At 63.0% G+C, this 26,714-nt stretch carries 26 protein-coding genes; 7 read left to right on the forward strand and 19 right to left on the reverse strand.

From position 1 onward, the window contains the following. Positions 1-487: IS4 family transposase (locus tag RR51_RS22625; RefSeq protein ID WP_039614747.1), on the forward strand; the 487-nt coding region annotated here is incomplete at its 5' end. Positions 488-654: 167 nt separating this feature from the next. Here the strand turns inward: RR51_RS22625 and rnt are convergent. Then, on the reverse strand, positions 655-1,266 hold the full coding sequence (gene rnt / locus RR51_RS22630; RefSeq protein WP_230388460.1) for a ribonuclease T: 612 nt from the start codon (positions 1,264-1,266) through the stop codon (positions 655-657). A gap of 59 nt (positions 1,267-1,325) precedes the next feature. Beyond that, entirely contained in the window at positions 1,326-2,372 is a 1,047-nt protein-coding gene (pyrC, locus tag RR51_RS22635) for a dihydroorotase (protein ID WP_015271562.1), read from the reverse strand. Between the two features lie 130 nt (positions 2,373-2,502). Here pyrC and RR51_RS22640 point away from each other — a divergent pair, with 130 nt between their 5' ends. After that, positions 2,503-3,420 (forward strand): flagellar protein MotY, encoded by a 918-nt coding sequence (locus RR51_RS22640; protein WP_024087665.1) that lies wholly within the window; start codon positions 2,503-2,505, stop codon positions 3,418-3,420. 156 nt (positions 3,421-3,576) lie between these two features. Then, positions 3,577-4,794 carry an argininosuccinate synthase gene (locus RR51_RS22645; RefSeq protein ID WP_013973956.1) on the forward strand — a complete coding sequence of 406 codons (1,218 nt, stop codon included), beginning with the start codon at positions 3,577-3,579 and terminating at the stop codon, positions 4,792-4,794. Between the two features lie 58 nt (positions 4,795-4,852). Here RR51_RS22645 and RR51_RS22650 read toward each other — a convergent pair whose 3' ends face one another. Then, a complete protein-coding gene (locus RR51_RS22650) occupies positions 4,853-5,335 on the reverse strand; it encodes a hypothetical protein (protein WP_003258008.1) in 483 nt (160 codons plus the stop codon). 362 nt (positions 5,336-5,697) lie between these two features. Between RR51_RS22650 and RR51_RS22655 the strand changes: the two genes are divergently transcribed. After that, complete coding sequence (locus tag RR51_RS22655) at positions 5,698-6,318, forward strand: response regulator transcription factor (protein WP_015271559.1); 621 nt, start codon at positions 5,698-5,700, stop codon at positions 6,316-6,318. Positions 6,319-6,361: 43 nt separating this feature from the next. On the opposite strand, the gene RR51_RS31320 is transcribed toward RR51_RS22655, so the two are convergent. From RR51_RS31320 to metG, 7 genes are all read right to left on the reverse strand, one after another. Next, positions 6,362-6,538, reverse strand: coding sequence for a PA3496 family putative envelope integrity protein (locus RR51_RS31320; RefSeq protein ID WP_003258006.1), 177 nt, complete (start codon positions 6,536-6,538; stop codon positions 6,362-6,364). A 104-nt stretch (positions 6,539-6,642) separates the two neighbouring features. After that, positions 6,643-7,281 (reverse strand): endonuclease III, encoded by a 639-nt coding sequence (nth, locus tag RR51_RS22665; protein ID WP_013973953.1) that lies wholly within the window; start codon positions 7,279-7,281, stop codon positions 6,643-6,645. 4 nt (positions 7,282-7,285) lie between these two features. Continuing rightward, the gene (locus RR51_RS22670; RefSeq protein WP_039614748.1) at positions 7,286-7,810 is read right to left on the reverse strand and encodes an NADH:quinone oxidoreductase; all 525 of its coding nucleotides are present in this window, start codon (positions 7,808-7,810) and stop codon (positions 7,286-7,288) included. Then, positions 7,803-8,405, reverse strand: a complete 603-nt coding sequence (locus RR51_RS22675) for an RnfABCDGE type electron transport complex subunit G (protein ID WP_039614749.1) — start codon at positions 8,403-8,405, stop codon at positions 7,803-7,805. The genes RR51_RS22670 and RR51_RS22675 overlap by 8 nt, the downstream gene beginning before the upstream one ends. Then, positions 8,402-9,376, reverse strand: coding sequence for an RnfABCDGE type electron transport complex subunit D (locus RR51_RS22680; protein ID WP_039614750.1), 975 nt, complete (start codon positions 9,374-9,376; stop codon positions 8,402-8,404). The genes RR51_RS22675 and RR51_RS22680 overlap by 4 nt, the downstream gene beginning before the upstream one ends. After that, on the reverse strand, positions 9,373-9,921 hold the full coding sequence (locus RR51_RS22685) for an Rnf-Nqr domain containing protein (protein WP_039614751.1): 549 nt from the start codon (positions 9,919-9,921) through the stop codon (positions 9,373-9,375). Before RR51_RS22685 ends, RR51_RS22680 begins: the two co-directional genes overlap by 4 nt. 165 nt (positions 9,922-10,086) lie before the next feature. Next, entirely contained in the window at positions 10,087-12,126 is a 2,040-nt protein-coding gene (gene metG / locus RR51_RS22690) for a methionine--tRNA ligase (RefSeq protein ID WP_039614752.1), read from the reverse strand. A gap of 158 nt (positions 12,127-12,284) precedes the next feature. Between metG and apbC the strand changes: the two genes are divergently transcribed. After that, on the forward strand, positions 12,285-13,379 hold the full coding sequence (gene apbC / locus RR51_RS22695; protein WP_015271554.1) for an iron-sulfur cluster carrier protein ApbC: 1,095 nt from the start codon (positions 12,285-12,287) through the stop codon (positions 13,377-13,379). 185 nt (positions 13,380-13,564) lie between these two features. On the opposite strand, the gene RR51_RS22700 is transcribed toward apbC, so the two are convergent. Further along, positions 13,565-13,774, reverse strand: coding sequence for a cold-shock protein (locus RR51_RS22700; protein WP_003254922.1), 210 nt, complete (start codon positions 13,772-13,774; stop codon positions 13,565-13,567). Positions 13,775-14,102: 328 nt separating this feature from the next. On the opposite strand from RR51_RS22700, the gene dcd reads away from it, so the two are divergent. Then, positions 14,103-14,669, forward strand: a complete 567-nt coding sequence (gene dcd, locus RR51_RS22705) for a dCTP deaminase (protein WP_003258001.1) — start codon at positions 14,103-14,105, stop codon at positions 14,667-14,669. Between the two features lie 93 nt (positions 14,670-14,762). After that, a complete protein-coding gene (locus tag RR51_RS22710) occupies positions 14,763-14,990 on the forward strand; it encodes a hypothetical protein (protein ID WP_003254918.1) in 228 nt (75 codons plus the stop codon). Between the two features lie 10 nt (positions 14,991-15,000). On the opposite strand, the gene pdeM is transcribed toward RR51_RS22710, so the two are convergent. The 8 genes from pdeM to RR51_RS22750 all read right to left on the reverse strand — a co-directional run bounded on the left by pdeM (position 15,001) and on the right by RR51_RS22750 (position 26,613). Next, a complete protein-coding gene (gene pdeM, locus RR51_RS22715) occupies positions 15,001-15,654 on the reverse strand; it encodes a ligase-associated DNA damage response endonuclease PdeM (RefSeq protein ID WP_024087661.1) in 654 nt (217 codons plus the stop codon). Then, on the reverse strand, positions 15,651-18,104 hold the full coding sequence (locus RR51_RS22720) for a ligase-associated DNA damage response DEXH box helicase (RefSeq protein WP_039614753.1): 2,454 nt from the start codon (positions 18,102-18,104) through the stop codon (positions 15,651-15,653). The genes pdeM and RR51_RS22720 overlap by 4 nt, the downstream gene beginning before the upstream one ends. Before the next feature lie 67 nt (positions 18,105-18,171). After that, positions 18,172-19,287, reverse strand: a complete 1,116-nt coding sequence (locus RR51_RS22725; RefSeq protein WP_039614754.1) for a succinylglutamate desuccinylase/aspartoacylase family protein — start codon at positions 19,285-19,287, stop codon at positions 18,172-18,174. A gap of 223 nt (positions 19,288-19,510) precedes the next feature. Next, positions 19,511-21,169 (reverse strand): ATP-dependent DNA ligase, encoded by a 1,659-nt coding sequence (locus tag RR51_RS22730; RefSeq protein WP_039614755.1) that lies wholly within the window; start codon positions 21,167-21,169, stop codon positions 19,511-19,513. After that, positions 21,166-22,182 (reverse strand): ligase-associated DNA damage response exonuclease, encoded by a 1,017-nt coding sequence (locus tag RR51_RS22735; protein WP_039614756.1) that lies wholly within the window; start codon positions 22,180-22,182, stop codon positions 21,166-21,168. The genes RR51_RS22730 and RR51_RS22735 overlap by 4 nt, the downstream gene beginning before the upstream one ends. Before the next feature lie 98 nt (positions 22,183-22,280). Continuing rightward, the gene (locus tag RR51_RS22740) at positions 22,281-22,622 is read right to left on the reverse strand and encodes a hypothetical protein (protein WP_039614757.1); all 342 of its coding nucleotides are present in this window, start codon (positions 22,620-22,622) and stop codon (positions 22,281-22,283) included. A 105-nt stretch (positions 22,623-22,727) separates the two neighbouring features. Next, on the reverse strand, positions 22,728-25,169 hold the full coding sequence (locus RR51_RS22745; protein ID WP_039614758.1) for a penicillin acylase family protein: 2,442 nt from the start codon (positions 25,167-25,169) through the stop codon (positions 22,728-22,730). A gap of 103 nt (positions 25,170-25,272) precedes the next feature. Further along, positions 25,273-26,613 (reverse strand): aminotransferase-like domain-containing protein, encoded by a 1,341-nt coding sequence (locus RR51_RS22750; protein ID WP_039614759.1) that lies wholly within the window; start codon positions 26,611-26,613, stop codon positions 25,273-25,275. Between the last annotated feature and the right edge of the window lie 101 nt (positions 26,614-26,714).

Consider the following 26,714-nt stretch of genomic DNA (forward strand, 5'->3'; position numbering starts at 1 on the left):
ACTGCTGAGCAAAACAATCAAAGGAAAGGTTGTGAGTGTCTTGACCTCAATGACCGATGCGCAGCGCTTCCCTGGCGATGAGATCGTTGATCTTTACAGTCAGCGCTGGGAAATCGAGCTGGGTTATCGGGAGATCAAACAAGGACTTCTGGGGGGCGAATACACCCTGAGAAGCAAGACGCCGGAGATGATTGCGCAAGAGCTGTGGGGCGTGCTGTTGGGCTACAACCTATTGCGTTATCAGATGGTGCAGATGTCGAGACAGTGCCCAGGCGTGTACCCATGCGAGATGAGCTTTACCGCTTGTAGCTGGGCGATTCTGGGCTTGCTGCATGGCACGTCATTAAACCATCCCGGCAACTTGCCAGGTTTTTTGGCAGATCTGCAGGCGTCAGCGGCTCAGTATGTCCTACCCCATCGGCGACCCGATCGATGGTTCCCCAGAGTGGTGAAGCAGCGCCCTGCAAAATATCCGACCCGAAAATGAAAATGCCAGTCAGCTTAACTGACTGGCATTAGCCCTTGTGGCCGGTTTTTTTGTGCCGTCCTGTGCCGGCCTCTTCGCAGGCTTGCCCGCTCCCACAGGAATCGCACAATGGCTGAGGCCACTGCAGTACCTGTGGGAGCGGGCATGCCCGCGAACGCTTTTGCAGATCAATCGTTGAAATCGCGCCAGCCGCCCATCTCTTTCCAGCGGTTGACGATGCCGCAGAACAGCTCGGCCGTCTTCTCGGTGTCATAGCGCGCCGAGTGCGCCTCACGCCCGTCGAAGTCGATGTCGGCGCTCTGGCAGGCCCGCGCCAGTACGGTCTGGCCATAAGCCAGGCCCGCCAGGGTAGCGGTGTCGAAGCTGGAGAACGGGTGGAACGGGTTGCGCTTCAGGTCATTGCGCGTCACCGCCGCATTGAGGAAGCCCAGGTCAAAGCTGCTGTTGTGGCCGACCAGGATCGCCCGCTTGCAACCATTGGCCTTGAGCGCCTTGCGTACGCCACGGAAGATGTCGGTCAGCGCACTTTCTTCGCTGACTGCCATACGCAGCGGGTGGTCCAGCTTGATCCCGGTGAATTCCAGCGCGGCCGCCTCGATGTTGGCGCCCTCGAATGGCTCCACGCGGTGGAAGTAGGTGTGCTCGGGGAACAGGAAGCCCTTTTCGTCCATGCCGATGGTGACTGCGGCAATTTCCAGCAGGGCATCGGTAGCGCTGTTGAAGCCGCCGGTTTCAACGTCTACCACTACCGGCAGATAGCCGCGGAAACGCTCGGCCATCGGGTGGCGCGAGCCGCTGCTGCCTTGGGTGTCGAGGTCGTCTTCGTAGAGGTCTTCGCTCACGCGTTTTCCTCCAGCAGGCGCCAGCGCAGTTTTTCGCCGGCGCGCAGCGGGACCACGGTCTGCTCGCCAAACGGCAGGCTATCCGGGGCGGTCCATTCTTCGCGGACCAGGGTAATGGTGTCGGTGTTTGCCGGCAGGCCGTAGAACGCCGGGCCGTGCAGGCTGGCAAAGCCTTCCAGCTTGTCCAGCGCGTTACGCTGCTCGAACGCTTCGGCGTACATCTCGATGGCTGCGTACGCGGTGTAGCAACCGGCGCAACCGCAGGCGGCTTCCTTGGCGTGTCGGGCGTGTGGGGCCGAGTCGGTACCCAGGAAGAACTTCGGGTTGCCGCTGGTGGCCGCATCCAGCAACGCCACCTGATGGGTGTTGCGCTTGAGGATCGGCAGGCAGTAGAAGTGCGGGCGAATGCCGCCAACCAGCATGTGGTTGCGGTTGTACAGCAGGTGCTGCGCGGTGATGGTCGCGCCGACGTTGGCCGGGGCCTCGGTGACGAACTGCGCGGCATCACTGGTGGTGATGTGCTCGAACACCACCTTCAGTGTCGGGAAGCGCTCGACCACACGGCGCATATGCTCGTCGATGAAGCGCTTCTCGCGATCGAACACGTCGATCTCGCTACGGGTCACTTCGCCATGCACCAGTAGCGGCATGCCAACTTCCGCCAGCGCCTCGATGGCCGGGAAGATGTTGTCGATGCTGGTCACGCCCGAGTCGGAATTGGTGGTGGCGCCAGCAGGGTACAGCTTGGCGGCATACACGAAACCGCTGGCCTTGGCCGCGCGGATGTCCTCGGGGCTGGTGCGGTCGGTGAGGTACAACACCATCAGCGGCTCGAAGCGGCTGCCAGCCGGGCGGGCGGCCAGGATGCGCTCACGGTAGGCGCCGGCCTCTACGGCATTGCGTACCGGCGGAACCAGGTTGGGCATGATGATGGCACGGGCGAAAGTACGCGCCACATCGCCAACGGTGTGGGGCAGGACGGCACCATCGCGCAGATGGATGTGCCAGTCGTCGGGACGCAGGAGGGTCAGGCGATCGGACATTGGGGATTCCAGGCGGGTCGAACTCAAGCCCCAATGCTACCGGAAAACCCTGGGTGGAGCACGGCTATCAAGTTTTCCGCCAGGCGTCCGATAGCCTGCAGGTAAGCCGTCAGAATTTGTGGAGCCGCCCGTGCGCCAGCGTTACCTAGCCCTGTTGACCCTGTTCGCCAGCCTGCCGGCCGGTGCGCTGACCTTCCAGACGCGCATGGAAAACATTGCCTGGAAGGTCGAGGGTGACCAGTTCGAATGCCGGCTGATCCAGCCGATCGATGGTTTCGGCAGTGGCGAGTTCGTGCGCCGCGCGGGCGAGCAGCCGGTGTTCCAGTTGCGCTCGGACAGCAACGTACTGGGGGCGGGCACGGCCACATTGCTGGCAGCTGCTGCGCCGTGGCAGCCTGGGCGCAGCGACATCAATCTGGGCAGCGTGCGCATGGCCCGTACCGGGGTGTTGTTCAGTTCTTCCCAAGGCCAGGCCAGTCGCCTGATCAACGGCCTGCTCGATGGGCGCAGCACGGTGGTACGCAATTATGCCGGCGAGGCGGGCAGGCCGATGGAAGTGCGTGTGCTGCCGGTCAGCTTCGCCAAGGCCTACAACGACTATCAGGCCTGTGCCGGCAAGCTGCTGCCGATGAATTACGATCAGGTGCGTCAGACCCAGGTGGGCTTCCCCGGGGGAGGCTTCGAGCTGGATGGCGCGGCCAAGGCACGGCTGGATGTGATCCTCGACTACATCAAGGCTGACCCGACCGTTAACCATGTAGAGCTCAACGGCCACTCCGACAACAGTGGCAATCGCCTGACCAATCGCGACATGTCGCGCCGCCGGGCACTGGCGGTAGCCGACTACCTCAAGGCCCACGGCGTTCCGGAAGAGCAGATTACCGTGCGTTTCCATGGCGAGCGTTACCCATTGGCGAAGAACACCAATGCTGCCAACCGGGCGCGTAATCGTCGGGTGAATATCGAACTGGATCGGGTGGCGGTCATCGAGAAGCCGGCTGAGAAGCCTGTCGAAAAGGCCCCTGAGCCAACACCTGCCAAGTCCTGAAGGCTGCTCCCACAGGGCATTTCATAATTTCCGACGGTAAGTCGCCCTTCCGAAACTTCTTGTCGCTTTGTCGTCAGAAGCTGTCGCCCCACTGTAAATTTATCCGTAACGTCGTTAGAATCGATCCCTTTCCGTACAACCCCGTGGAGTGATGGCATGGCGGACGTAAAAAAGGTCGTACTGGCGTATTCCGGCGGCCTTGATACTTCGGTGATTCTCAAGTGGCTGCAGGATACCTACAACTGCGAAGTGGTGACCTTCACCGCTGACCTGGGGCAGGGCGAAGAGGTCGAGCCGGCTCGTGCCAAGGCCCAGGCAATGGGCGTTAAAGAGATCTACATCGACGACCTGCGCGAAGAATTCGTGCGTGATTTCGTGTTCCCGATGTTCCGCGCCAACACCGTCTACGAGGGCGAGTACCTGCTGGGTACTTCCATCGCCCGTCCGCTGATCGCCAAGCGCCTGATCGAAATTGCCAACGAAACCGGCGCCGACGCCATTTCCCACGGCGCCACCGGCAAAGGCAACGACCAGGTGCGTTTCGAACTGGGTGCCTACGCGCTGAAGCCAGGCGTCAAGGTAATCGCCCCATGGCGTGAGTGGGACCTGCTGTCCCGCGAGAAGCTGATGGACTACGCCGAGAAGCACGGCATCCCGATCGAGCGCCACGGCAAGAAGAAGTCGCCGTACTCGATGGACGCCAACCTGCTGCACATCTCCTACGAAGGCGGTGTCCTGGAAGATACCTGGACCGAGCACGAAGAAGACATGTGGCGCTGGAGTGTCTCGCCTGAGAACGCCCCGGATCAGGCTACCTACATCGAGCTGACCTACCGCAACGGTGACATCGTTGCCATCGACGGTGTCGAGAAGACTCCGGCCACCGTCCTGGCCGACCTGAACCGTATCGGTGGTGCCAATGGCATCGGCCGTCTGGATATCGTCGAAAACCGTTACGTCGGCATGAAGTCGCGCGGTTGCTACGAGACCCCTGGTGGCACCATCATGCTCAAGGCCCACCGTGCCATCGAGTCGATCACCCTGGACCGCGAAGTCGCTCACCTGAAGGATGAGCTGATGCCGAAGTACGCCAGCCTGATCTACACCGGCTACTGGTGGAGCCCGGAGCGTCTGATGCTGCAACAGATGATCGACGCTTCGCAGGTCAACGTGAACGGCGTGGTACGCCTGAAGCTGTACAAGGGCAACGTCACCGTTGTCGGCCGCAAGTCGGACGACTCGCTGTTCGACGCCAACATCGCTACCTTCGAGGAAGATGGCGGCGCCTACAACCAGGCGGATGCAGCTGGCTTCATCAAGCTCAACGCCCTGCGTATGCGCATTGCTGCCAACAAGGGCCGCTCGCTGCTCTGATTACCGTCATGTGCAGCAAGAACCCCGGCTCAGGCCGGGGTTTTTTTTGTCTGTGGAATCAATGGCCGTCGTTTGCCACCTGTTCATCAAGCGCGCTGATCGATAGTTGCGCGCACTGGCGTCTGTCCAGGTTGCAAAAGCGCCAGGTGCGAGATTGCTGAGGCGGTTGGGCGAGGGCGGACAGCAATTGCTGCTCCATCATGCGATAGGCATCGGGGCCGGAAAACATGAACGTGACAGGCTCGCCCTGCAGCGCTTCGCCGGTACTACCGGGCATTGCATGCTTGGCCACATCACTCGGTGTCGATGTGTTGTCGTTTGGCGTCCTGTTTGGCGACGGGTCGTAGAACGACTTGTAATTGAAGTTGAGCGTGAGGAAGAACAGTGCCGTCAGGAAGAATGGGAAGCCCACCAGGAACCAAGTATAGAGCTTTTGACTGGACTCGCTGAGAAACGGCAATGTGGCAAGGGCGGAGGCTTCGATAATCCCTGCGAAGATGGCAATGATCGTCAGCGGGGCGACAGGTTGTACTTGGTGCATATGGGTCGTCTCCAGCGATTTTGCATATCTTTGCCTTACCGCGCTGCTCAACTAAAGACTGGATTGTTTCCCGTGAGAATAATCGCTCGAAATCCTGGTGATGTTGCCTGTTCAGGCATTTGAATTGAACATTTCCCGAGGTATCGACCGGTTTTCAACTGGTGCACTTTTACAGGCCGGTGATACCGTTCATTCGGTAACAGGGAATTTGATTGTTACAAGTACATCAGTTGAGTGTAGGAAATTTCTGTAAGTGTTGTAGGTTCCATCTGTTCATATATTTCGCCGGTAAATCACCGCGCCAGCAGGCGCTCTGTAGGTTATCTTGGCGGGCCAAAGCAAAAGCAATGAATGGATATCGCATGAATAAAGTGCTTATCGTGGATGATCATCCGGTCATACGCCTGGCCGTACGCATGCTGATGGAGCGGCATGGGTATGACGTCGTGGCGGAAACCGACAACGGAGTGGCTGCGCTGCAACTGACACGGCAACACCTGCCGGATATCGTGGTGCTCGATATCGGCATCCCCAAGCTGGATGGCCTGGAAGTAATCACCCGCATGACGGCCTTCAGCCCGGGCAGCAAGGTGCTGGTGCTGACATCGCAGGCCCCCGGCAACTTCTCGATGCGCTGCATGCAGGCGGGGGCGGCGGGGTATGTGTGCAAGCAGCAGGAACTCACCGAACTGCTGAGCGCCATCAAGGCCGTACTGTCGGGCTACAGCTACTTCCCCAACCAGGCCCTGCATGTATCACGTGGAAGGGGGGGGAGCGAGACGGACATGGTCAACCGCCTCTCGGCACGGGAGATGACCGTGTTGCAGCAGCTGGCGCGAGGGCGTTCCAACAAGGAAATTGCCGACAGCATGTTCCTCAGCAACAAGACGGTCAGTACCTACAAGTCGCGCCTGTTGCTCAAGCTCAATGCACGGTCGCTGGTCGACTTGATCGAGCTGGCGCAACGGCAAGGGTTGAGTTGATCGCCAAGGCCGTAAAGCCTCCAGCCAGGAGGCTTTGCCAAGGTTACAGATCGTAGTCGAAGTCGGCCAACTGCTTCTGCAGGCGCCTTTCCTCCAGCATATTGTCGATGGTGCGGCGCTTGCTCAGGTTGGTCTTTGCGGTTTCCACCTGGGGTTCCGCTTCGTCATCTGCGGCAACAAAATCATCTTCGATCGACAGGTCGTCTTTATCGCTACTCATGAGTCGCTCCAAGCCAAGGGGCCATTGGCCGTCCTTATAACCAGAAAGCAGACGCTGGTAAAAAAGATTTTTTCAATCGCAGTGGGTGGTTTCGAGCTATCGACTCAATCGTCGGAGGTCTTGTGCTTGTACTCGCACAAGTCTTCAATCCGGCAACTGCCGCAGCGTGGCTTGCGTGCCTGGCACACATAGCGCCCGTGCAGGATCAGCCAGTGGTGGGCGTCGAGCAGGTAATCCTTTGGTACGAACTTGATCAGCTTTTTCTCCACTTCCAGCACCGTCTTGCCTGGCGCAATGCCCGTACGGTTGCTGACCCGGAAGATATGGGTATCCACCGCCATGGTCGGCTGGCGGAACGCTGTGTTGAGCACTACGTTGGCGGTCTTGCGGCCAACGCCGGGTAGCGCCTCCAGGGCTTCGCGAGTCTGCGGGACCTGGCTGTCATGGCGTTCGATCAGCAGCCGGCAGGCTTCGATAACGTTCTTCGCCTTGCTGTTGTACAAGCCAATGGTCTTGATGTACTCACTCAGGCCTTCGACGCCCAGCGCATAGATGGCCTCGGGGGTGTTGGCGACCGGGAACAGGCGTGCGGTGGCCTTGTTGACGCCGACATCGGTGGATTGCGCAGACAGTGTCACGGCGACCAGCAACTCGAACGGGGTGGTGTACGCCAGTTCGGTCTTCGGGTCGGGGTTGTCTTCGTGCAGCCTGCGAAAGATCTCCAGGCGTTTGGCGGCATTCATGAAATCAGAGCTTTCCTTGATGACGTGATTGGGCAGGGCCCGGACGCAGGCGATTGTACAAGGCCAACAGCAGTCCGAGCAGTAGCAAGGCGCCCGGGGCCAGGCTGGCCAGGTGCAGGCCGATACCGTCGGCCAGCCATTGGCGGCTGGCACCAAGCAGCAGGCATGTGGCAAGCAGCGCGCAAAGGTGGCCGGCGAGCAGGCGCCAGCGCCCTTGATCGGGTAGCAGGTAGTCAATGGCCAGGCATTGCAGGCACAGCAGTGCGGGATAGTGGCCGAGGGAGAGTGCCACTGGCAGCAGCCAGGCACGCAGTGCCAGTTGCAAGCAACTGGCCAGGGCCGCCAGAACCAGCAGGCTGGCCAGTACATAGGTCCAGGTGACAGACCGTCGGCGCAGGGGGGCCATTAATAGCTGGTGAAGGCTGCTCAGCAGCACTGCGCACACGCCTATGGTGGCGCCTTCGCTCAGTGTTCGGGTGGCGCCCAGCAGAGGCACCAGGCTTGCGCCGAGCAGGTAGAGCCTATTCATGCGTGGCGCCCTCCAGCAATACGCTGCGCTGCTCATCGAAGTAGCTCAGCGCTTCCTGTAGCGCGACGATCACTGCACGTGAGGTCACGGTTGCGCCGGCCAACTGGTCAAAGTCGCCCTGGTCGCGCTTCAGCGCCCAGTGGTCGCCCAGCTGACGATTGGCAAATTGCCCCAGCCAGTTCAGCTGCGCATCACCCAGGCGTGCACCCAGCCCAGGGCTTTCCTGTTGCTCGACCACCTGGCTGCCGATCAGTCGGCCGTCCGCTGCGATGGCCACGCTCAGCACGATAGGCCCGGCATAGCCCTGGGCCTTTGTGACCAGTATGACGGCGGCCGGTATACCCGCCAGCGTTGCCCGGTAAGCTGCCAGGATACGGCTGTTTGGCCGCTGTGCGGCGGGCCTGGGCAGCGGGCTGTCCAAGGGCTGGTTGTCGTAACTGCCGTCTGGCAGCACTGCCAGCCGCTGACGGCTATTCAGTTGTTTCTCGGCGTCGGCGATGGCCGCGCTGGTCCAGTGTCGCCAGGCCAGGGTGGCCGACAGTGCCAGTCCCCCGGTCAGTAGCAACAGGCCCACATCACGTACCAGGCGCTTCATCGTGCAACCTGCTGGCGCTGCAGAGCCAGGCGTTCGAGGCTCGGCGCCATCAGGTTCATGAGCAGGACGGCGAACGCTGTACCGTCCGGGTAGCTACCCCAGGTGCGGATCAGATAGATCAGCAGGCCCGCCCCCAGGCCGAAACCCAGCTTCGCCCACTCCTGCCGGGGCCCGGACACCGGTTCGGTGGCAATGAAGAACGCCGCCATCATTGTCGAGCCGGAGAACAGGTGCAGCAGGGGGGAGCCGTTGGAGTCCGAACCCGAGCCATTCCAGCCCAGCAGGCTGAACAGGAACAACCCTGCCAGCAGGCCAACCGGCGCATGCCAGCTGATCACCTTGCGTTGCAGCAAAAACAGGCCGCCCAGCAGGAACGCCAGGTTGACCCATTCGCTGCCCTGCCCACCGATGCTGCCGAAGCCCGGGTGACCGGCGAACAGTTCATCGATGGTCAGGCTGTGGTTGTGGCGAAGGCCGTCGAGCAGCGTCGGCCTGGCCCAGGCATCGATCTGCTCGCCGCCGGCGAACACCAGCTGCAGGCTGTCGAGCAGGCCTGGTGCCGGCCCCGGCCAATGGCTCATCTGCAACGGGAAGCTCAGCAGCACGAAGGCGTAGCCGACCATGGCCGGGTTGAACAGGTTGCGCCCAACCCCGCCAAAGGCCTGCTTGCCGATGCCGATGGCAACGCTGGTAGCGACCACCGGCAACCACCAGGGTGCCAAGGTGGGCAGGGCGGCGGCCAGCAGCACGGCGGTCACCAGCGCGCTGCCGTCGTTCAGCGCCGTGCGCAGCGGTTGTGCTCGCAAGGTAAGCAACAGCGCCTCGCACAGCAGCGCGGTGCTTGCGCACAGCAACAGGTTCAGTAGCAAACTCCAGCCATGCAGCCAGAACAGCGCCAGCAGGCCAGGTACGCAGGCCAGCAACACCAGGCCCATGCTGGTGCGTAGCCGCGGGTCGGGCTTGGCGGTCATTGGGCGAACAGCCCGTTGAAGCCGGAAAACGCCATGGCCATTACTCCGGCCCCAAGCAGTTCGATGGGCAGGCCGCGCATTGCCCCGGGGACGTCGGCATGAGCGCTGCGCTGGCGCAGGTCGGCGAACAGCACCAACGCCAGCCAGAAGCCGCCGCCGGCCAGCAGGCCTTGCAGCAAGGTAGCGAGCCATGTGCTTTCGTCGCTTGCCTGTTGCAGGGTCAAGCCCAGTACTACCGCGTTGCTCAACAGCAGCGCGGGCAGTTGCGTCACCGGCCAGCTCGGGCGCCATCTTGTCAGTAGCCATGGTAGGCCCCAGGCAAGCACGGCCAGCCAGGGCAACAACAGGAACAGGGCAAGGTCCTGGGCTTGCAGTGGGGCAAGCACCCCGCGCACCAGTAGTTGTGCGCCGATCACGCCCAAGGCAATGCACAGTGCGCAGGCGAGGCCGTGCACGTGGAGGTGCAGCCTTGGGAATGGCTGTTGTTGCAGGCACAGGTGATTGACCAGCGCAGCGCTGATCAGGACCAGGATGTAGTCGCTCATGAGATGACGATAGCCGGGAATCGGGGCGATTGTCCGGGTTTGGCATCAAGGTGCCGGAGTCATTGTGAGAGCGGGCGTGCCCGCGAACACCGGCAACGCCGGTGCCATGCACCGAGTAGTCAGTTTCGCGGGCACGCCCGCTCCCACAAGGTCCAGCAGGTTTTGTTACTTGATGCGCTGGCCTGGCTTGGCACCGCTGTCCGGGCTCAGCAGGTAGATCTCTTCACCGCCAGGCCCGGCCGCCATGACCATCCCTTCGGACACCCCAAAGCGCATCTTCCGTGGCTTGAGGTTGGCCACCATCATGGTCAGCCGGCCTTCCAGCTGGGACGGGTCGGGGTACGCCGACTTGATGCCGGAAAACACGTTGCGGCGCTCGTCACCGATGTCCAGGGTCAGTTGCAGCAGCTTGTCCGCGCCCGGTACGGCCTCGGCCTTGACGATCAGCGCCACGCGCAGGTCGACGGCAGCGAAGGTGTCGAACTCGATTTCCGCCGACAGTGGGTCCTTGGCCAGCTCGCCATTGCCGGCCGGGGCCTTGGCTTCGGCGGCCAGCAGGTCTTCCTTGCTGGCGGCGACCATGGCTTCGACCTTGGCCGGTTCGATGCGGCTCATCAGCGCCTTGAACGGGTTCAATTGGTGGTTTTCCAGGCGCGACAGGTGGTCGTTCCAGGTCAGTGGTGCCACGTTGAGGAAGGCCTCGGCGTCGGCAGCCAGTACCGGCAGCACCGGCTTGAGGAAGATCACCAGCTGACGGAACAGGTTGATGCCTTGGGCGCAGATGGCCTGAACTTCATCCTGCTTGCCTTCCTGTTTGGCCAGCGACCATGGGGCCTTGTCAGCGATCCAGGCGTTGGCGCGATCGGCCAGCGCCATGATTTCGCGCATGGCACGGCCGAAGTCGCGGCCTTCATAGGCGTCGGCGATCGACGGGGCGGCCGCCAGGAAGGCTTCGGTCAGCTCCGTTGCAGCATCGCCAGCCACCATCACGCCTTCATTGCCCTTGTGGATGAAACCGGCGCAGCGGCTGGCGATGTTGACCACCTTGCCAACCAGGTCGGAGTTGACCTTCTGCACGAAGTCTTCGAGGTTCAGGTCCAGGTCATCGACGCCACGGCCCAGCTTGGCGGCGTAGTAGTAGCGCAGGTATTCCGGCTGCAGGTGGTCGAGGTAGGTGCGGGCCTTGATGAAGGTGCCGCGCGACTTGGACATCTTGGCGCCGTTCACGGTCAGGTAGCCGTGCACGTTGACCGCGCTCGGCTTGCGGAAGCCCGCGCCTTCGAGCATGGCTGGCCAGAACAGGGCGTGGAAGTTGACGATGTCCTTGCCGATGAAGTGGTACAGCTCGGCCTTGGAGCCTTCGTTCCAGAACGCGTCGAAGTCCAGCTCCGGGCGGCGTGCACAAAGGTTCTTGAAGCTGGCCATGTAGCCGATCGGTGCATCCAGCCACACGTAGAAGTACTTGCCTGGCTCGCCTGGGATCTCGAAGCCGAAGTACGGCGCGTCGCGCGAGATGTCCCACTCCTGCAGGCCCGAGTCCAGCCATTCGGCCAGCTTGTTGGCTACCGCGTCCTGCAGCGTGCCGCTACGGGTCCACTGTTGCAGCATGGCCTGGAAGTCCGGCAGCTTGAAGAAGAAGTGCTGGGAATCACGCAATACCGGGGTGGCACCAGAGATGGCCGACTTGGGGTTCTTCAGCTCGGTGGGCGCGTAGGTGGCGCCGCATTTCTCGCAGTTGTCGCCGTACTGGTCTTCGGCCGCGCACTTGGGGCAGGTGCCCTTGATGAAGCGGTCGGCGAGGAACATCCCCTTTTCCGGGTCGAAATACTGGGTTACCGAACGGGTGGCGATGTGCCCGGCGTCTCGCAGGCGCGCGTAGATCAGGCCCGACAGCTCGCGGTTTTCTTCGCTGTGGGTGGAGTGGAAGTTGTCGAAGTCCACCAGGAAGTCGGCGAAGTCGCTGCTGTGTTCGGCCTGGACGTTGGCGATCAGCTGTTCCGGGGTGATGCCTTCCTTCTCGGCGCGCAGCATGATGGCCGAACCGTGGGCGTCGTCGGCGCAGACGTAGATGCACTGGTTGCCGCGCAGCTTCTGGAAGCGGACCCACATGTCTGTCTGGATGTACTCGAGCATATGGCCAAGGTGGATCGATCCGTTGGCATAGGGCAAGGCGCTGGTGACGAGAATCTGACGTGGCTCGGACATGGTGGCTCGGCTACTTATCTGGCGACGGGGTAAAAATGAGGTTGATCGGCCACTATAAAGGGCTGGCGAAGATATTTCACCCCGCATGCGCATCTGCTGACGATTGACGGGTTAGGATAGGCGTCTGTTTTACATTCAGTTTGCCATTGGGAGTCTCCATGAGTGCCGTCACCCGTGCCGCCGTCGAAGGCGTGCTTCGCCAGTACACCGACCCCTACCTGAACCAGGACCCGATCAGCGCCGGCTGTGTGCGCGCAATCGATATCCAGGGCGGCCAGGTCAGCGTGCAATTGCAACTGGGTTATGCCGCAGGGCTGTTCAAGAACGGCTGGGCCCAGGTGCTGCAGACCGCCATCGGCAACCTGGAGGGCGTCAGCAGTGCCCAGGTGTCGATCGACTGCGTGGTGGCTGCGCACAAGGCCCAGGCTCAGGTGCCGGCAATGGCCAACGTCAAGAACATCATCGCCGTGGCCTCGGGCAAGGGCGGTGTGGGCAAGTCGACCACCGCGGCCAACCTGGCCCTGGCGCTGGCTCGCGAGGGCGCGCGGGTGGGTATTCTCGATGCCGATATCTATGGCCCCAGCCAGGGCGTGATGTTCGGCATCGCCGAAGGCACCCGCCCGCAGATTCGCGAGCAGAAGTGGTTCGTGCCGATCAAGGCCCATGGCGTGGAAGTCATGTCCATGGCGTTCCTTACCGACGACAACACGCCGATGGTATGGCGTGGCCCTATGGTTTCCGGCGCGCTGCTGCAGCTGGTGACCCAGACTGCCTGGGACGACCTGGATTACCTGGTGATCGACATGCCGCCGGGCACCGGTGACATCCAGCTGACCCTGGCGCAGAAGGTACCGGTTGCCGGTTCGGTGATCGTCACCACCCCGCAGGACCTGGCCCTGCTGGATGCCAAGAAGGGCGTGGAGATGTTCCGCAAGGTCAATATCCCGGTGCTGGGCGTGGTGGAGAACATGGCCGTGCACATCTGCTCGAACTGCGGTCATGCCGAGCACCTGTTCGGCGAAGGCGGTGGCGAGAAGCTGGCGAGCCAGTATGGCGTCGACCTGTTGGCGTCGTTGCCGCTGTCGATGCTGATTCGCGAGCAGGCCGATAGTGGCAAGCCGACGGCGATCGCCGAGCCGGAAAGCCAGATTGCGATGGTCTATCAGGAGCTGGCCCGTCAGGTGGGCGCGCGGATCGTGCTGCAGGAAGCTGCTGCGCCGGCGATGCCTAGCATTACCATCAGCGAAGATTGACTGGCAGACCGAGTCGCCTGCTTCGCGGGTAAACCCGCTCCCACAGGTACAGCGCAGACTTCAAGTACCGCGCTGTCCCTGTGGGAGCGGGTTTACCCGCGAAGAGGCAGACTCGGTCTTTCGACCAGGCATAAAAAAACCCGCCGGAAGGCGGGTTTTTTGAAAGCTAGGAAGCTTCGATCGACTTAGGCGATCTGAACTTCTTCAGCCTGCATGCCTTTCTGGCCGCGGGTAGCGACGAAAGTAACAGCCTGGCCTTCTTTCAGGGTTTTGAAGCCGTCAGCTTGGATGGCTTTGAAGTGCACGAACAGGTCGTCGCCCGACTGAGGGGTGATGAAGCCGTAGCCTTTCTCATCGTTGAACCACTTAACAACACCGGATTGACGGTTGGACATTTTTCTGTCTCCTTGGACAATTTGATAACGGTCAGGAAAAACCCTGGCCGGGACTGAGCGCAAAGAGAGCAGAAAATTCAGCGATGGGCCGATCAGGATCGTGCATCAAACTAGAGATTCTCGGTGTCACGTGCAGCACAGTGGCGCCACCTTACCCCACTTTCCGCAACCTGCCAATGGTCAGAAGGCGCTTTACGCAAATTCGGATCGACGGCGGCTGAAGCCCCCGCCCGGCGCGGGATGAGGCATGGAACTTTAACCTGGGCGCCGGGACCGGTAAGATGCGCGTCTCGAATTTTCACCTCGCAACTCTTCAGGACACCCCGCCATGAGCATCAAATCGGACAAGTGGATTCGCCGCATGGCGCAGGAACACGGCATGATCGAACCGTTCGTCGAGCGCCAGGTGCGCGGCGAACAGGACAGCCGGGTGATCTCCTTCGGCGTCTCCAGCTACGGCTACGACGTGCGCTGCGCCGACGAATTCAAGGTGTTTACCAACATCAACTCGGCCACCGTCGACCCGAAGAACTTCGATGCAGGCAGTTTCGTCGACATCAAGAGCGACGTGTGCATCATCCCGCCGAACTCCTTCGCCCTGGCGCGTACCGTCGAGTATTTCCGCATTCCGCGTGATGTGTTGACCATCTGCCTGGGCAAGAGCACCTACGCCCGTTGCGGCATCATCGTCAATGTCACCCCGCTCGAGCCCGAGTGGGAAGGCCATGTGACACTGGAGTTCTCCAATACCACCACGCTGCCGGCGAAGATCTACGCCAACGAAGGTGTGGCCCAGATGCTGTTCCTGCAGTCCGACGAAGAATGCGAAGTGTCGTACAAGGACCGTGGCGGCAAGTACCAGGGCCAGCGCGGCGTCACCCTGCCGCGTACCTGAGCCGACAAGCGCGGGGAATTCCCCGCGCCTTTGGCACTCCAACTGGATAACGCCGGTACGCATGACGCGTAGCGGCCTTGCCAGGAGCAGCCAATGAAACTCCACCCCGCAATCAGTGCCAAGCTGGCAGGCCTGCAGCCCAACCACGTCGGGTTGCTACCATGGTCACTGCTGGCACACCCGCTGCCGATGCAGGCGGGGGGCGTGCCCCACCAGCCTGACCCGGATACCCCGCAACCGCCGGAGCCCGGTGAAACACCGCCCATGGAGCCGGGCGAGCCGACCCTGCCGGACGAGCCTCCACCGGCACCTGTAGCCTGAGTGATCCGGGCTAGAGCGGCCAGACGCGGTCTGCACCGGTCAGGAACACCCGGCTGGCGCCCGTGGGGGCAATTTCCCAACCCCCGGTAAATTCACCGAACGCCGGCAGCAGGCTGACCTGTCCATCGATCAGGAAGCAGGGCAATCGCAGGCGTTGCCGAGCCTTGCCGCGCAGGACGAATACCGGGTGTACGTGCCCTGCCAACACCGGTTGGGTCGGGTGGGGGCGGGGTTCGTGCTGTAGCGCAAAGGGTCCCAACAGCCAGGGTTCGCTCACGACTTCGATACCGAGTGACGCGGGTGGGTCACCGGCGTTTCGATCATGATTGCCGCGGATCAGCACGATTTTCAGGGTTCTGTGGCGCTCTCGCCAGGCCTGCAGCGTTGCCAAGGTTGCCGGTGCCTGCGCTGCGCGCGCATGCAGAAAATCGCCAAGAATGATCAGTTGCTCGCAATCATGCCTTGCCAGCAATGCATCCAGGCGAGCGAGTGTCGCCTCGGTGGTGCCGCGCGGTACCGGTTGGTGCAAGGCGCGATAGCTTGCTGCCTTGCCGATGTGCAGGTCGGCCACCAGCAGGGCATGACGGGCTGGCCAGTAGATGGCCTTGTCCGAAAGCAGCCATAGCACTTGGCCATGGTGTTCGATGGGTAAAAGGTTGGTCATTCCGTAGCGTCCGCCGCACTGTTCAGCTCCGCGACCATCCTCGCAATCCGGTCCGCCAGTCTCTCGGTGCTCAACGTTTCGCGCATGCCTTCCACCAGCAAGGCAAATGCCAACGGTCCGGGCCGTTTGAGTGGTCGCAGTTCCAGCTGTAACTGGCCCATCTTCAGCAATTGCCGGTGCAACCGCTCGATCTCCAGTTCCTCATTCAGCACCTCGTCCCGTGCCTGGGCCAGCAGCAGGTTGCCGGTGTCATGCTTGCGAAATACCTCATAAAACAAGCCGCTGGAGGCCTGGATCTGCCTGAGGCTTTTCTGCGCCGCCGGATACCCGCCAAACACCAACCCGGCAATCTGTGCGATCTCGCGAAAACGACGCAACGCCATTTCTCCTGCGTTGAGGCTGGCCAGTACATCATCCAGCAGGTGTTCGGTACCAAGTGCCTGCGGAAGGTGTGTGGCCCAGTCCACGTTGCCCGGGCTGAGCAGTTCGAACCCGTAGTCATTGACCGCAATCGAAACCGAAAGCGGCTGCACGCGGCTCACCCGCCAGGCGATCAGGTTGGCCAGGCCAAGGTTGGCCATGCGCCCGGCGAACGGATACAGGAACAGGTGCCAACCCTGGCGCGACTTGAAGGTTTCTGCCAGCAGCGTTTCGGGGGTGGGCAGCGCCGACCATTGCGCCTGCAAGGCAAGCAGGGGGCGCACTGCACGCATCTCCGGGCTTTGAAAGCGCCCTTGGGATGCTGCGCCGAGCTGCTCGACCAGTGCGTCGGCCAGTTCGCTGGAGAGCGGCATGCGGCCACCATTCCAGCGTGCAACCGCTGCCTTGCGCGCGGTACTGCGGCGTACGTAGGCCGTCATGTTTTCCACGCGCACCAATTCCAGCACTCGCCCGCCGAACACCAAGGTATCGCCAGGGCGCAAACGGGCAATGAACGCCTCTTCGACGCTGCCCAGCGCCTTGCCCCCACCACCCTTGCTCCAGTACTTGAGCTGCAGGCTGGCGTCGCTGACGATGGTACCGATACTCATGCGGTGGCGACGTGCCAAACGTTCGCTGGCAACCTTGTACGTGCCGTCGGGCTGGCGCTCGACGCGCTGGTAGTCTGGGTAGGCGCTGAGTGAGCTGCCGCCATGGCAGACGAAGTCCAGCGCCCATTGCCACTGGCTGTCGCGCAATTCGCTGAAGGCCCAGGTACTGCGCACTTCGGCCAGCAACTGCTGCGGGTGAAAGCCGCTGCCCAAAGCCATGCTTACCAAGTGTTGCACCAGCACGTCCATGCACAAGCTTGGCGAATGCCGGGCTTCGATGTGCCCGGCTGCCAGGGCGTGCCTGGCGGCGGCTGCTTCCACCAGTTCCAGGCTGTGGGTGGGCACCAGAGTAACCCGGGAGCGCCGCCCCGGCGCATGGCCGGAGCGCCCGGCCCGTTGCACGAGACGGGCAATGCCCTTGGCGGAACCGATCTGCAGTACGCGCTCCACGGGAAGGAAGTCCACCCCCAGGTCCAGGCTGGAGGTGCAGATCACTGCCTTCAGGTTGCCTTGCTTGAGGCTGCGCTCGACCCAGTCACGGGTATCGCGGGCCAGTGAGGCATGGTGCAAGGCAATCAGCCCGGCCCACTCGGGGCGTACCTCGAGCAGCGCCTGGTACCAGAGTTCGGCCTGCGCCCGAGTGTTGGTGAAGACAAGGCAACTAGTGCTGGCATCTATCTCCCGGCTGACCTGATCGAGCATCTTCAAACCCATGTGCCCGGCCCAGGGGAAGCGCTCGATGGCCGTTGGCAGCAGGGTATCGATCTGCAACTGCTTGTCCTGTCGGCCTTGTACCAGCAGGCCTCCTTGTGGCTGCAATACGTCCAGCGCATGTTGGAGATTGCCGAGGGTCGCGGACAGGCCCCAGGTCGGCAGGCTCGAGTGCCAGTGGCGCAGGCGGGCCAAAGCCAGTTGCAGTTGTACCCCACGCTTGTTGCCCAGTAGTTCGTGCCATTCGTCCACCACTACCAGGCGCAGTGTGGCGAAGTCTTCGCGAGCTTGTGCCCGGGTCAACAGCAGCGTAAGGCTTTCAGGGGTAGTGACCAGTACACTGGGCAGGCGCCGTGCTTGCCGGGCACGTTCGGCACTGCCGGTGTCGCCGCTGCGAATGCCCACGCTCCAGGGCAGGCCCAGGTCGTCCAGCGGCATTTGCAGTGCGCGGGCGGTGTCGGCGGCCAAGGCTCGCATGGGGGTAACCCACACCACCTGCAAGGGTGCAGCATGACGCCCTTGGGCTTCGGCCTTGAAGGCCCTCAGTGCGGCGAGCCATACCGCGTAGGTCTTGCCGGCACCGGTACTGGCATGCAGCAAGCCGGATTCGCCCCGTTCCACGGCGGCCCAGACACGGCGCTGGAAAGCGAAAGGCTTCCAGCCACGCTTGGCGAACCAGGCCTTGGCGAGGTCGGTGGCGGCGGGCATGGGGCATAGGGTCCTTCGGTGGCTGTGTTTCTACAGACAACCAGCCAGGCGCAATGGTTTTACCGGATCAGTTTGCCAGCAGATAGCCGCTGCGGCACACCTGCTCGCCTGCGACGTGGGCGATGACCATGCCTGCGGTAGCCATGCGCCGTACGTTACGTGCATACAGCAGGCCGGGCTGGCTGTTGCGGATGGCCGTGACCCGGTCGTTGAGCGGGTCGATGACTTCAGCGATCAGCTGGCCCGCCTCCAGGTGCTGGCCTGGCCGGGCGTGGTACACCAGCAACCCGCCCAGTGGCGTTATCACCGGTTCTACTGCGGCCAGTGGCGTGGCCGGGCAGCGCAAGGCGGGCAGGGCCGGGCTTGCGCCTTCGATGACCCCCGCATGGGTAAGGAAGTCGAGGATCGCCTGGCAGTCCTTGCTGGCCAGGTCGTGGCTGACATCGGCCTGGCCGCGCAACTCGACGGTGACCGAGCAGCAGCCCAGCGGAATCGGGAAACGTTTGCCGAAGCGTTGTTGCAGCTGCCACCAGACCAGGCTGAAGCATTCATCGAACGACTGCCCGCCAGAGTCGGTGGCAAGCAGGCTGGCTTGGGCACCCAGGTAGCGGGCCAGCGGTTCGATCTGCGGCCAGGCGTCTGGCGTGGTGTACAGGTGCTCGACCGCCTCGAAGTCGCAGTGCAGGTCCAGCACCATGTCGGCATCGCAGGCAAGGCGCTGCAATATCAGGCGTTGGGCCTGCAGCGGTGTGCGCGCCGGGTGTGCGTCCAGCCCCCGCCGCAGGTATTCGCGGATCAGCGCGAGGTTGTGTGCCGGGTCTTCGGTCAGGTGTTCTTCGATCTGGTCGCCGATGCTGTCGGAAAGATCGACGAAGTTACGGTTGAAGTTCTCGCCGCTTTGCAGTTCGAATCGCCCCAGCGGCGCGTCCAGCAGCACTTGTTCCAGGCCGACCGGGTTGGCCACCGGCACCAGGATGATCTCGCGCTGCAGGCGGCCTTGCTGTTCCAGTTCACCCAGGCGGCTTTTGAGGTGCCAGGCCACCAGCATGCCGGGCAGCTCGTCGGCATGCAGCGAGGCCTGGATATAGACTTTGCCGCCACCGCGAGGTCCGAAGTGGAAGCTGTGCAACTGGCGGGTGATGCCCGGAACGGGCGAGAGCAGGTCGTGAGTTGAGTGGTGCATGGTGGTCCTGGGTGCGTGGCGAAAACGGTCTGCGACACGGGGCGGCACACAGATAGAAGCACAGTTTTTGGCCTTGCGCCTGCATCGGTGCCCTCCTGGCCACCGCGCTGGCTTCTTCGCGGGTAAACCCGCTCCCACAGGGATCGCACAAAACTCAGCTTTTGTGCATGACCTGTGGGAGCGGGTTTACCCGCGAAAAAGCCAGCACGGTCCAGAAATTGTTTCAGGCCAGCAGCGCCTGCAATGTAGCCAGGTCATCCGCTTCTTCCACTGGCTTGTCCAGCCGCCAGCGCAGCATTCGCGGAAAACGCACGGCAATGCCGCTCTTGTGCCTCCTGGACAGGGCGATGCCCTCGAAGCCCAACTCGAACACCAACGTCGGCGTCACGCTGCGCACCGGCCCGAAGGTTTCAACGGTGGTCTTGCGGATGATGGCGTCGACCTTGCGCATTTCTTCGTCACTGAGCCCTGAATAGGCCTTTGCAAATGGGACCAGTGCCCGACCCGGCGTACCGGCTGGCGCGTCCCACACGGCGAAGGTGTAGTCGCTGTACAAGCTGGCCCGCCGGCCGTGGCCGCGCTGAGCATAGATCAGCACGGCATCGACGCTGAACGGGTCGATCTTCCATTTCCACCAGGTGCCCATGTCCTTGGTGCGCCCCACGCCATACAACGCCTCTCGCTGTTTCAGCATCAGCCCTTCCACCCCCAGGCTGCGGGACTGTTCGCGCTGGCGGGCAAGGTCGGCCCAGTCCTGGCCTTCGAGCAGAGGCGAGAGCAATACCGGGGCCAATGGGTGCTGCTCAAGTACCAGCTCCAGCTGCTGGCGGCGTGCATGCTGCGGGCGGCTGCGCCAGTCCTCGCCTTGCCATTCCAGCAGGTCGTAGGCCTGCAGCACGACCGGTGCGTCGCTCAGCAGCTTCTTGCCCAAGGTCTTGCGTCCCAGGCGCTGCTGCAACAGGGCAAATGGCTGCACAGCCAGCTCAGCCGCTGAGCCACCAGGTTTCCAAACCAGGATCTCGCCATCGAGCACGACACCGTCGGGTAACGTCTGCGCCAGGCTGTGCAATTCGGGGAAGCGTTCGGTGACCAGTTCCTCACCGCGCGACCAGACCCACAGCTGGCCTTCGCGCTTGACCACCTGGGCGCGAATGCCGTCCCATTTCCACTCGATTTGCCATTCGCTCGGCGGCCCGAGCAGTATATCGAGCTGTTCGGTTGATACCTGCAGGGGGTGGGCCAGGAAAAACGGGTAGGGCTGGCCGCCACGCAAGCTATGTTCATCGTCTGATTCCGGGGCTATCAGCCGTTGATAGCTGGCTGCCGTCGGGCGGTGGCTGATGTCGGTGTAGCCAACCAGGCGCTGGGCCACGCGTTTGGCATCCAGCCCCGCCAGTTGCGCGAGGGCGCGAGTGACCAACAGCTTCGATACGCCCACGCGAAAGCTGCCAGTGATGAGTTTCAGGCAGAGCATCAGGCTGGGGCGGTCCAGCTGGGCCCAAAGAGGCGGCAGGCGTTGCTGGATCTCCTCGACTGGCAGGCCGCGCAATGGCAGCAGATGGGCTTCGACCCAGCGGGCGAGGCCATCGTCGCCAGGGTGGCGGCTTTCCGGTACCAGCAGGGAAATGGTTTCGGCCAGGTCGCCAACGGCCTGGTAGCATTCCTCGAACAGCCAGTCAGGCAGCCCCGCCAACCTGCCGGCCAGCTCCCGCAGCACGCGTGTAGGCACCAGTTGGCGAGGGCGGCCACCTGCCAGGAAGTACACCGCCCAGGCGGCATCCCCAGCCGGGGCGGTGCTGAAATATTCGCGTAGCGCCGTGAGCTTTGCAGTGCTGGAGGTAGTCGCATCCAGCCTCAGGTACAGCTCGGCGAATGCTTTCATGCGTCTGGCTCCGCGGCTACCACGTCATCTTCCTCGCCGTACTCGGTCACGAAGGCGCGGGCATCGAGGCCCTGTTCGATGAGGTAGCGCACCAGCACATTGACCGAGCCATGGGTGACCATCACGCGTTCTGCGCCAGTCTGGCCGATGGCCCAGAGCAATCCCGGCCAATCGGCATGGTCCGAGAGCACGAAACCTCGGTCTACCCCACGCCGGCGTCGGGTGCCGCGCAACAGCATCCAGCCACTGGCAAAGGCATCGCTGTAGTCGCCGAAACGGCGCATCCAGCTGCTGCCACCCGCCGAAGGCGGTGCCAGGACCAGAGCCTGGCGCAGCAGCGGGTCGTTGCGAGGGATATCGCCCACATAGTGGGTTTGCGGAAGGTAGACGCCAGCGTCCCGGTAAACCCGGTTGAGCGGTTCGACAGCGCCATGCACGAGGACTGGGCCAATGTTGGCGTCCAGCCCGTGGAGGATTCGCTGGGCCTTGCCGAAGGCATAGCAGAACAGCACGCTGGCTTTGCCCTGTTCGCAATTGGCGCGCCACCAGGCATTGATGCCGGTGAAAATCTCGCCCTGGCTGGGCCAACGATAGATGGGCAGGCCGAAGGTCGATTCGGTGATGAAGGTGTGGCAGCGCACCGGTTCGAACGGCGTGCAGGTGCCGTCGGGCTCCACTTTGTAGTCGCCAGAGGCGACCCAGACCTCGCCCTGATACTCCAGGCGCACTTGCGCCGAGCCCAGTACATGCCCGGCCGGGTGCAGGCTAAGGGTTACGCCATGGTGGAGCAGGCGTTCGCCGTACGGCAGGGTTTGCAGGTCGATGTCCTGGCCCAGGCGGCTGCGCAGGATGCCGGCGCCTGGGGCGGCGGTGAGGTAATGGCGGTTCCCGACGCGGGCATGGTCGCCGTGGCCGTGGGTGATGACGGCACGCTCCACCGGCCGCCAGGGGTCGATGTAGAAATCACCGGGCGGACAGTACAGGCCTTCGGGGCGGGCGATGACGAGGTCCATGGCTCAACGTCTGGAGTAGGGCTTGCTAGGTCAGAGTGGCGAGGCCTGCGACAAGTTCTATGTGTGAGGCAGCCCTCCCGAGGGCTGCCAGACCCGCGTCAGGAAATAGCGACCTTCCAGCCCGATTTTCGGGCTTCTTCGATGCTGATCTTGGCGACGCGGGCGATGTTCAGGCGTTTGCCGTCATGCATCAGATATGGCGAAGCACGGAAGTGATCCCAAGTGGTATCGACGCTGTCGGGCAGCAGGTCCTCGGTGTCATAAGCGATTTCCAGGGTGACAGGTGAAGAAACCGCAGGGGCGCTGGCATCTCCGTCGCTGATCATGCGGTAGTCGGCGATTGCGGTTCCCACCCAAAGTTGTGCATTGATGGTAGCGCCAGCTGGAACTTTGAGCGTATCAGGCCAGGAAATTTCAATTTTCAGGGTTTCTGTAGCCATGTTCATCATCCTCTTGATGGAAAGTGCGCCGCACCTGTCCGGGAACAGTGCGGCACCGAGGATGCTAGGTAGCTGGGCGGCTGCCGGTAAGCAGGAAAGGCTCCACTAGCGCCCAGGCACCAACGTCAAACGCTGGTTTCCATACGCCCGCCCGAAGTTCTGCTGCTGCAGTGGCAGGCTCATGAAGCGCCCTTGGAACCAGGCATCCAGCCCATCGCTGTAATGCGTGCTGGCCGGGTTGCCGGACTGCCCGCTGCTGGTCAGCACCTGCAACGGCTCGGCCTGGCCGAAGTCGACGATCATCCGTGCCGAGGCCGGCAGGCGGGTGTCGAATTCGCTGCCCCAGGCATATGGCGTCAGGGCCAGGGTGGTGAAGTCGCCACCGGCAGCCAGCGGCGGGCGACCGAGGGCATCGCCCAGGCCATGGTAGGCCGGTGCAGGCCAGCGGTACTGGTGCAGCTTGCCCCACTGCCAGGCGCGGCGGTCGGCGCCCAGTTGCGCGGTGCCGGCATCCACAGCGCCCGCCAGGCTGCGGGCGAGAATGGCCGGCTTGTCTTCTTTCTGCGGGGTATTGCGGTCATCCCAGAACGGGCTGTCGTCGCGGCCCAGCAGGTGGTCGGCCTGCGCCGAGAACGACAACCGCGCATTGCTGACGAAGGCCTGCCAGGCCGGGCCGGATTCCGGGCCCAGGTCGTCGAGGAAGGTTTGCCGGGCCATTTCCTGGAGGAACAGTTCGTACAGTGCGGCATCGGCCGACACTGGGCTCAGGCGGCCATCGAAGGCCTTGAGCCGGGCCAGCGCGTCGCGGGCCTTGTCACGCTGTGCGGCGGGCAGGGCATCGATCGCCTGCTTGAGCGGCTGGGCCATGCCCGGGGCGTCGAACATCTGCTTGAGCTTATCAGCCAGCAGGGTGGTCTGGTCGTTCTGCAGGGCCATCAGGCTGCGGCTGTCGTGGCGGCCATTGCCGGCCAGCTGGGCCAGGCGCTCGGCGCGTTCTGGGTAGTACCAGGTGCTGGACAGCTGCATGCCATAGCCGCGCGGCAGGCTGCGCTGGTTGGCGTGGCCGATCCAGCCGGCGGGCGGGTCCTGGTCGTAAGGGTGCAGCATCGGGTCGGCATAGCCGTCCCAGTCGTAGCGCCCGTCCCAGCCCGGCGAGGGCAGCAGGCCCTGGCCTTCGCGGCGGTTGGGGTAGCGGCCACTGACTTGCCAGCCGATGTGCTCGGGTTCGGCGAAGATGAAGTTGAGGGCGGCGGCGGTCACTTCACGGGTGCTGTCGAAGGCACGCTCCACGCTCTTGGCACGGGTCAGGTCGAACAGCGCATCCAGGCTGCGGTCGCCCTTGAACTGTGGCAGGTTCAGCGCCAGGCCCAGGCTGGCATTGCCTGGCTGGGCCAGCAGGGTGCCGTGGCGGGTGTCGTACATCACCTCGCGCAGCGGGCGCTGGCCGCGGACGAAGAAGGTTTCGCTACGGGCACGGGCCGGCAGCCATTTGCCGTCGGCGAGGTAGCTCAGTTGGCTGCCCTGGTAGCGCAGTTGCTCCAGATACAAATCCTGGTTGTCGGCCATGACCGCGCTGCTGCTCCAGGCCAGCTTGCCGTTGTAGCCGGCCAGCACGATCGGCAGGCCAGGCAACGACAGGCCGGCGACCTGGTACTTGCCGGTGTGGATCTGCACCGGGCTCAGGGCCCAGGCGGCTCGGCTGTCGCTGGCCAGCAAGCTTTTGCCGCTGCGGCTGCGCTGCGGCGCCAAGGCCAGGTTGGCCGAGCCCGGGCTGCCCAGAAGGTCGAGGTCGGCCAGCTTCTGGCTGGCGGCTGCCAGGGCTGGCAGCCCCGGCAACTGGCTGGCCAGGTTCAGGCCCTTGAGCTTGTCCACTTCGGCTTCGGCCAACGGCTCGTCCGGGGCACCGGGTAGCAGCCAGGCCAGCTTGTCGCTGCCGGCTTTCTGCGCCAGGGTCAGGGCGCTCAGTTCTTCCTGCAGGTTCACTGACTGGCTGAAGGCATACAGGCTGAAGATCAGTGCCGAGTCTTCTGGCTTCCAGTATTCGGGGCGGTAGCCACTGCTGGCCAGGCCGGCGGGCAGCTTGTCGCGGTAGCGGAACAGGTAGGCGTTGACCCCGCGTGCATACACTTCGAAGAAGCGCTTGAGCCGTGGCGAGGCGTCGGCGTACTGCTGGGCGGCGCTCTGCTTGAGGTTGGCCGCGCGCATCAAACGGTCGATGTCCAGCGCGTCGCTGCCGGCCAGTTCTGCCAGGCGGCCCTGGGCCAGCAGGCGCATGGCGACCATCTGCTCGATGCGGTCGCCGGCATGCACATAGCCCAGGCTGAACAGGGCGTCATGGAAGCTGCTGCTTTCGATCAGTGGTGCGCCCATTGCGTTGCGCCGTACCGAGACGTTCTGCGCCAGGCCCTTGAGTGGCTGCACACCGCTGGTCGGCGGCACGCTGTCCTGGTAGCCGCCCGTCTGGCAGCCGGCCAGCACGAGCATGCCGAGCAGCGTGGCAGCGGTTGCGAACCGCGGGCGGAATGGAGGAAAGGCGGGGGCGGCCATGACAAGGGCTCCTGCAAGGCGTGGCGGGTTTCGAAAGGCGCTAAGGTAGTGAGCGCGCAGGCGCCGTGCAAGGTCCCTGGGCGCTTTATTTGCCAGTGCCGACTCAAACCTTGAAATGTTCGGCCACGGCGTCGGAAAAGTGCGTGCAATTGATGCGAGCAAGGCGTTGATAGTCACGGCTGACGGCGAAGGCAGAGCCTGGCATCAATAGCACCTTGTGCTGTTCCAGGCGACGCATGAAGGGCTTCAGGTCGGCCAGTTCGGGGTGGTAGACCCACAGGAACATGCCACCTTGGGGCGTTATGTCGAATTGCCAGCCACGCGTCCGCAACAACTGCTGGGTCTGCGCCTGCTGCCGGATCAGGCGCTGCTGCAGGTCTTGCATGTGCCGGGCATAGGTGCCATCGGACAAAATGGTGTTGACGAAGCGCTCGCAAAACGCCGGTACCGCCACGCAGGTCAGCAGCTTCAGGCGTGTCAGCGGCTCCATCAGCTCTGCCGAGCAGGCGATGTAGCCTACGCGCAATGAGGCGGACAGGCATTTCGAGAAGCTGCCGATGTAGATGACCCGCTCAAGGTCGTCCAGTTCGGCAAAGGTCTGGCGCACACCCGGGCTGAAGTCGCCGTAGACATCGTCCTCGACCACGAAGAAGTCGTGTTCCACCGCCAGGCGCAGGACGCTGAAGGCATTGTGCGGGCTGATGTTGCCGCCGGTCGGGTTGTGGAAGGTACTGTTGCAGAAGAATGCCTTGACCTTGTGCCTGGCCAGGTGCTCCTTCATGTCTTCCACGCTCGGTCCGTCCTGGGTTCGGCGCACCCCGACCACATGGCCCCCGGCCAACTGGATCAGCTTGATCAGGTTGCCATTGCCGGGCTCGTCGACGAACACGTGATCGCCTGGCTTGATCAACAACCGCGCCACCAGGTCCAGCGCTTGTGTGGCGCCCAGCGTAGTCAGCAACTGAGTTGGCCGGGCATCGACACGGGTCAGGCGTTTCAGGTGCACGCACAACTGCTTGCGCATGGGCAGGTAGCCCTGGATGTCGCCATATTCTGCCAGCGAACTCTGCTCCAGGCGTGCCGTGCGCCGAATTGCCCTGGCCAGCAGCTCGGTGTCTCGCCAGGCGGGTGGCAGCCAGCCGCTGCCCAGTTTGGTGTAGTGCTGGCCCCCCTGCAACAACTTGAACAGCGGGTCGTCGGCCATGCCTGCGGGCGTATCCACTGTGCCGGTTTGCCGTGTGTGGCTGGCGACGAAGTAGCCGCGGCCAGGAATGGCGGTCAACACACCTTCGCTTACCAATCGGGCATAGCTGGAGACGACATCGTGGTAGCTGCAGCCAACCGCCGCCGTCAACTTGCGGATGGACGGCATGCGCTGGCCAGGCAGCCATTCGCCGGCTTCGAGGCGCTGTTTCAACTGGTCATGAAGGCTGTGCGGGCGCATGGCGGGTCCAGCAGCTGTTAGAAAAAACAGCCTAACAGTTAACCGGAAAGCGCGTCGACTGTTCGAGCTTCAGGGCGCGACAGATGCGACCATGCACCTGT

Source organism: Pseudomonas sp. C5pp (assembly GCF_000814065.1).
Taxonomy (GTDB): domain Bacteria; phylum Pseudomonadota; class Gammaproteobacteria; order Pseudomonadales; family Pseudomonadaceae; genus Aquipseudomonas; species Aquipseudomonas asiatica.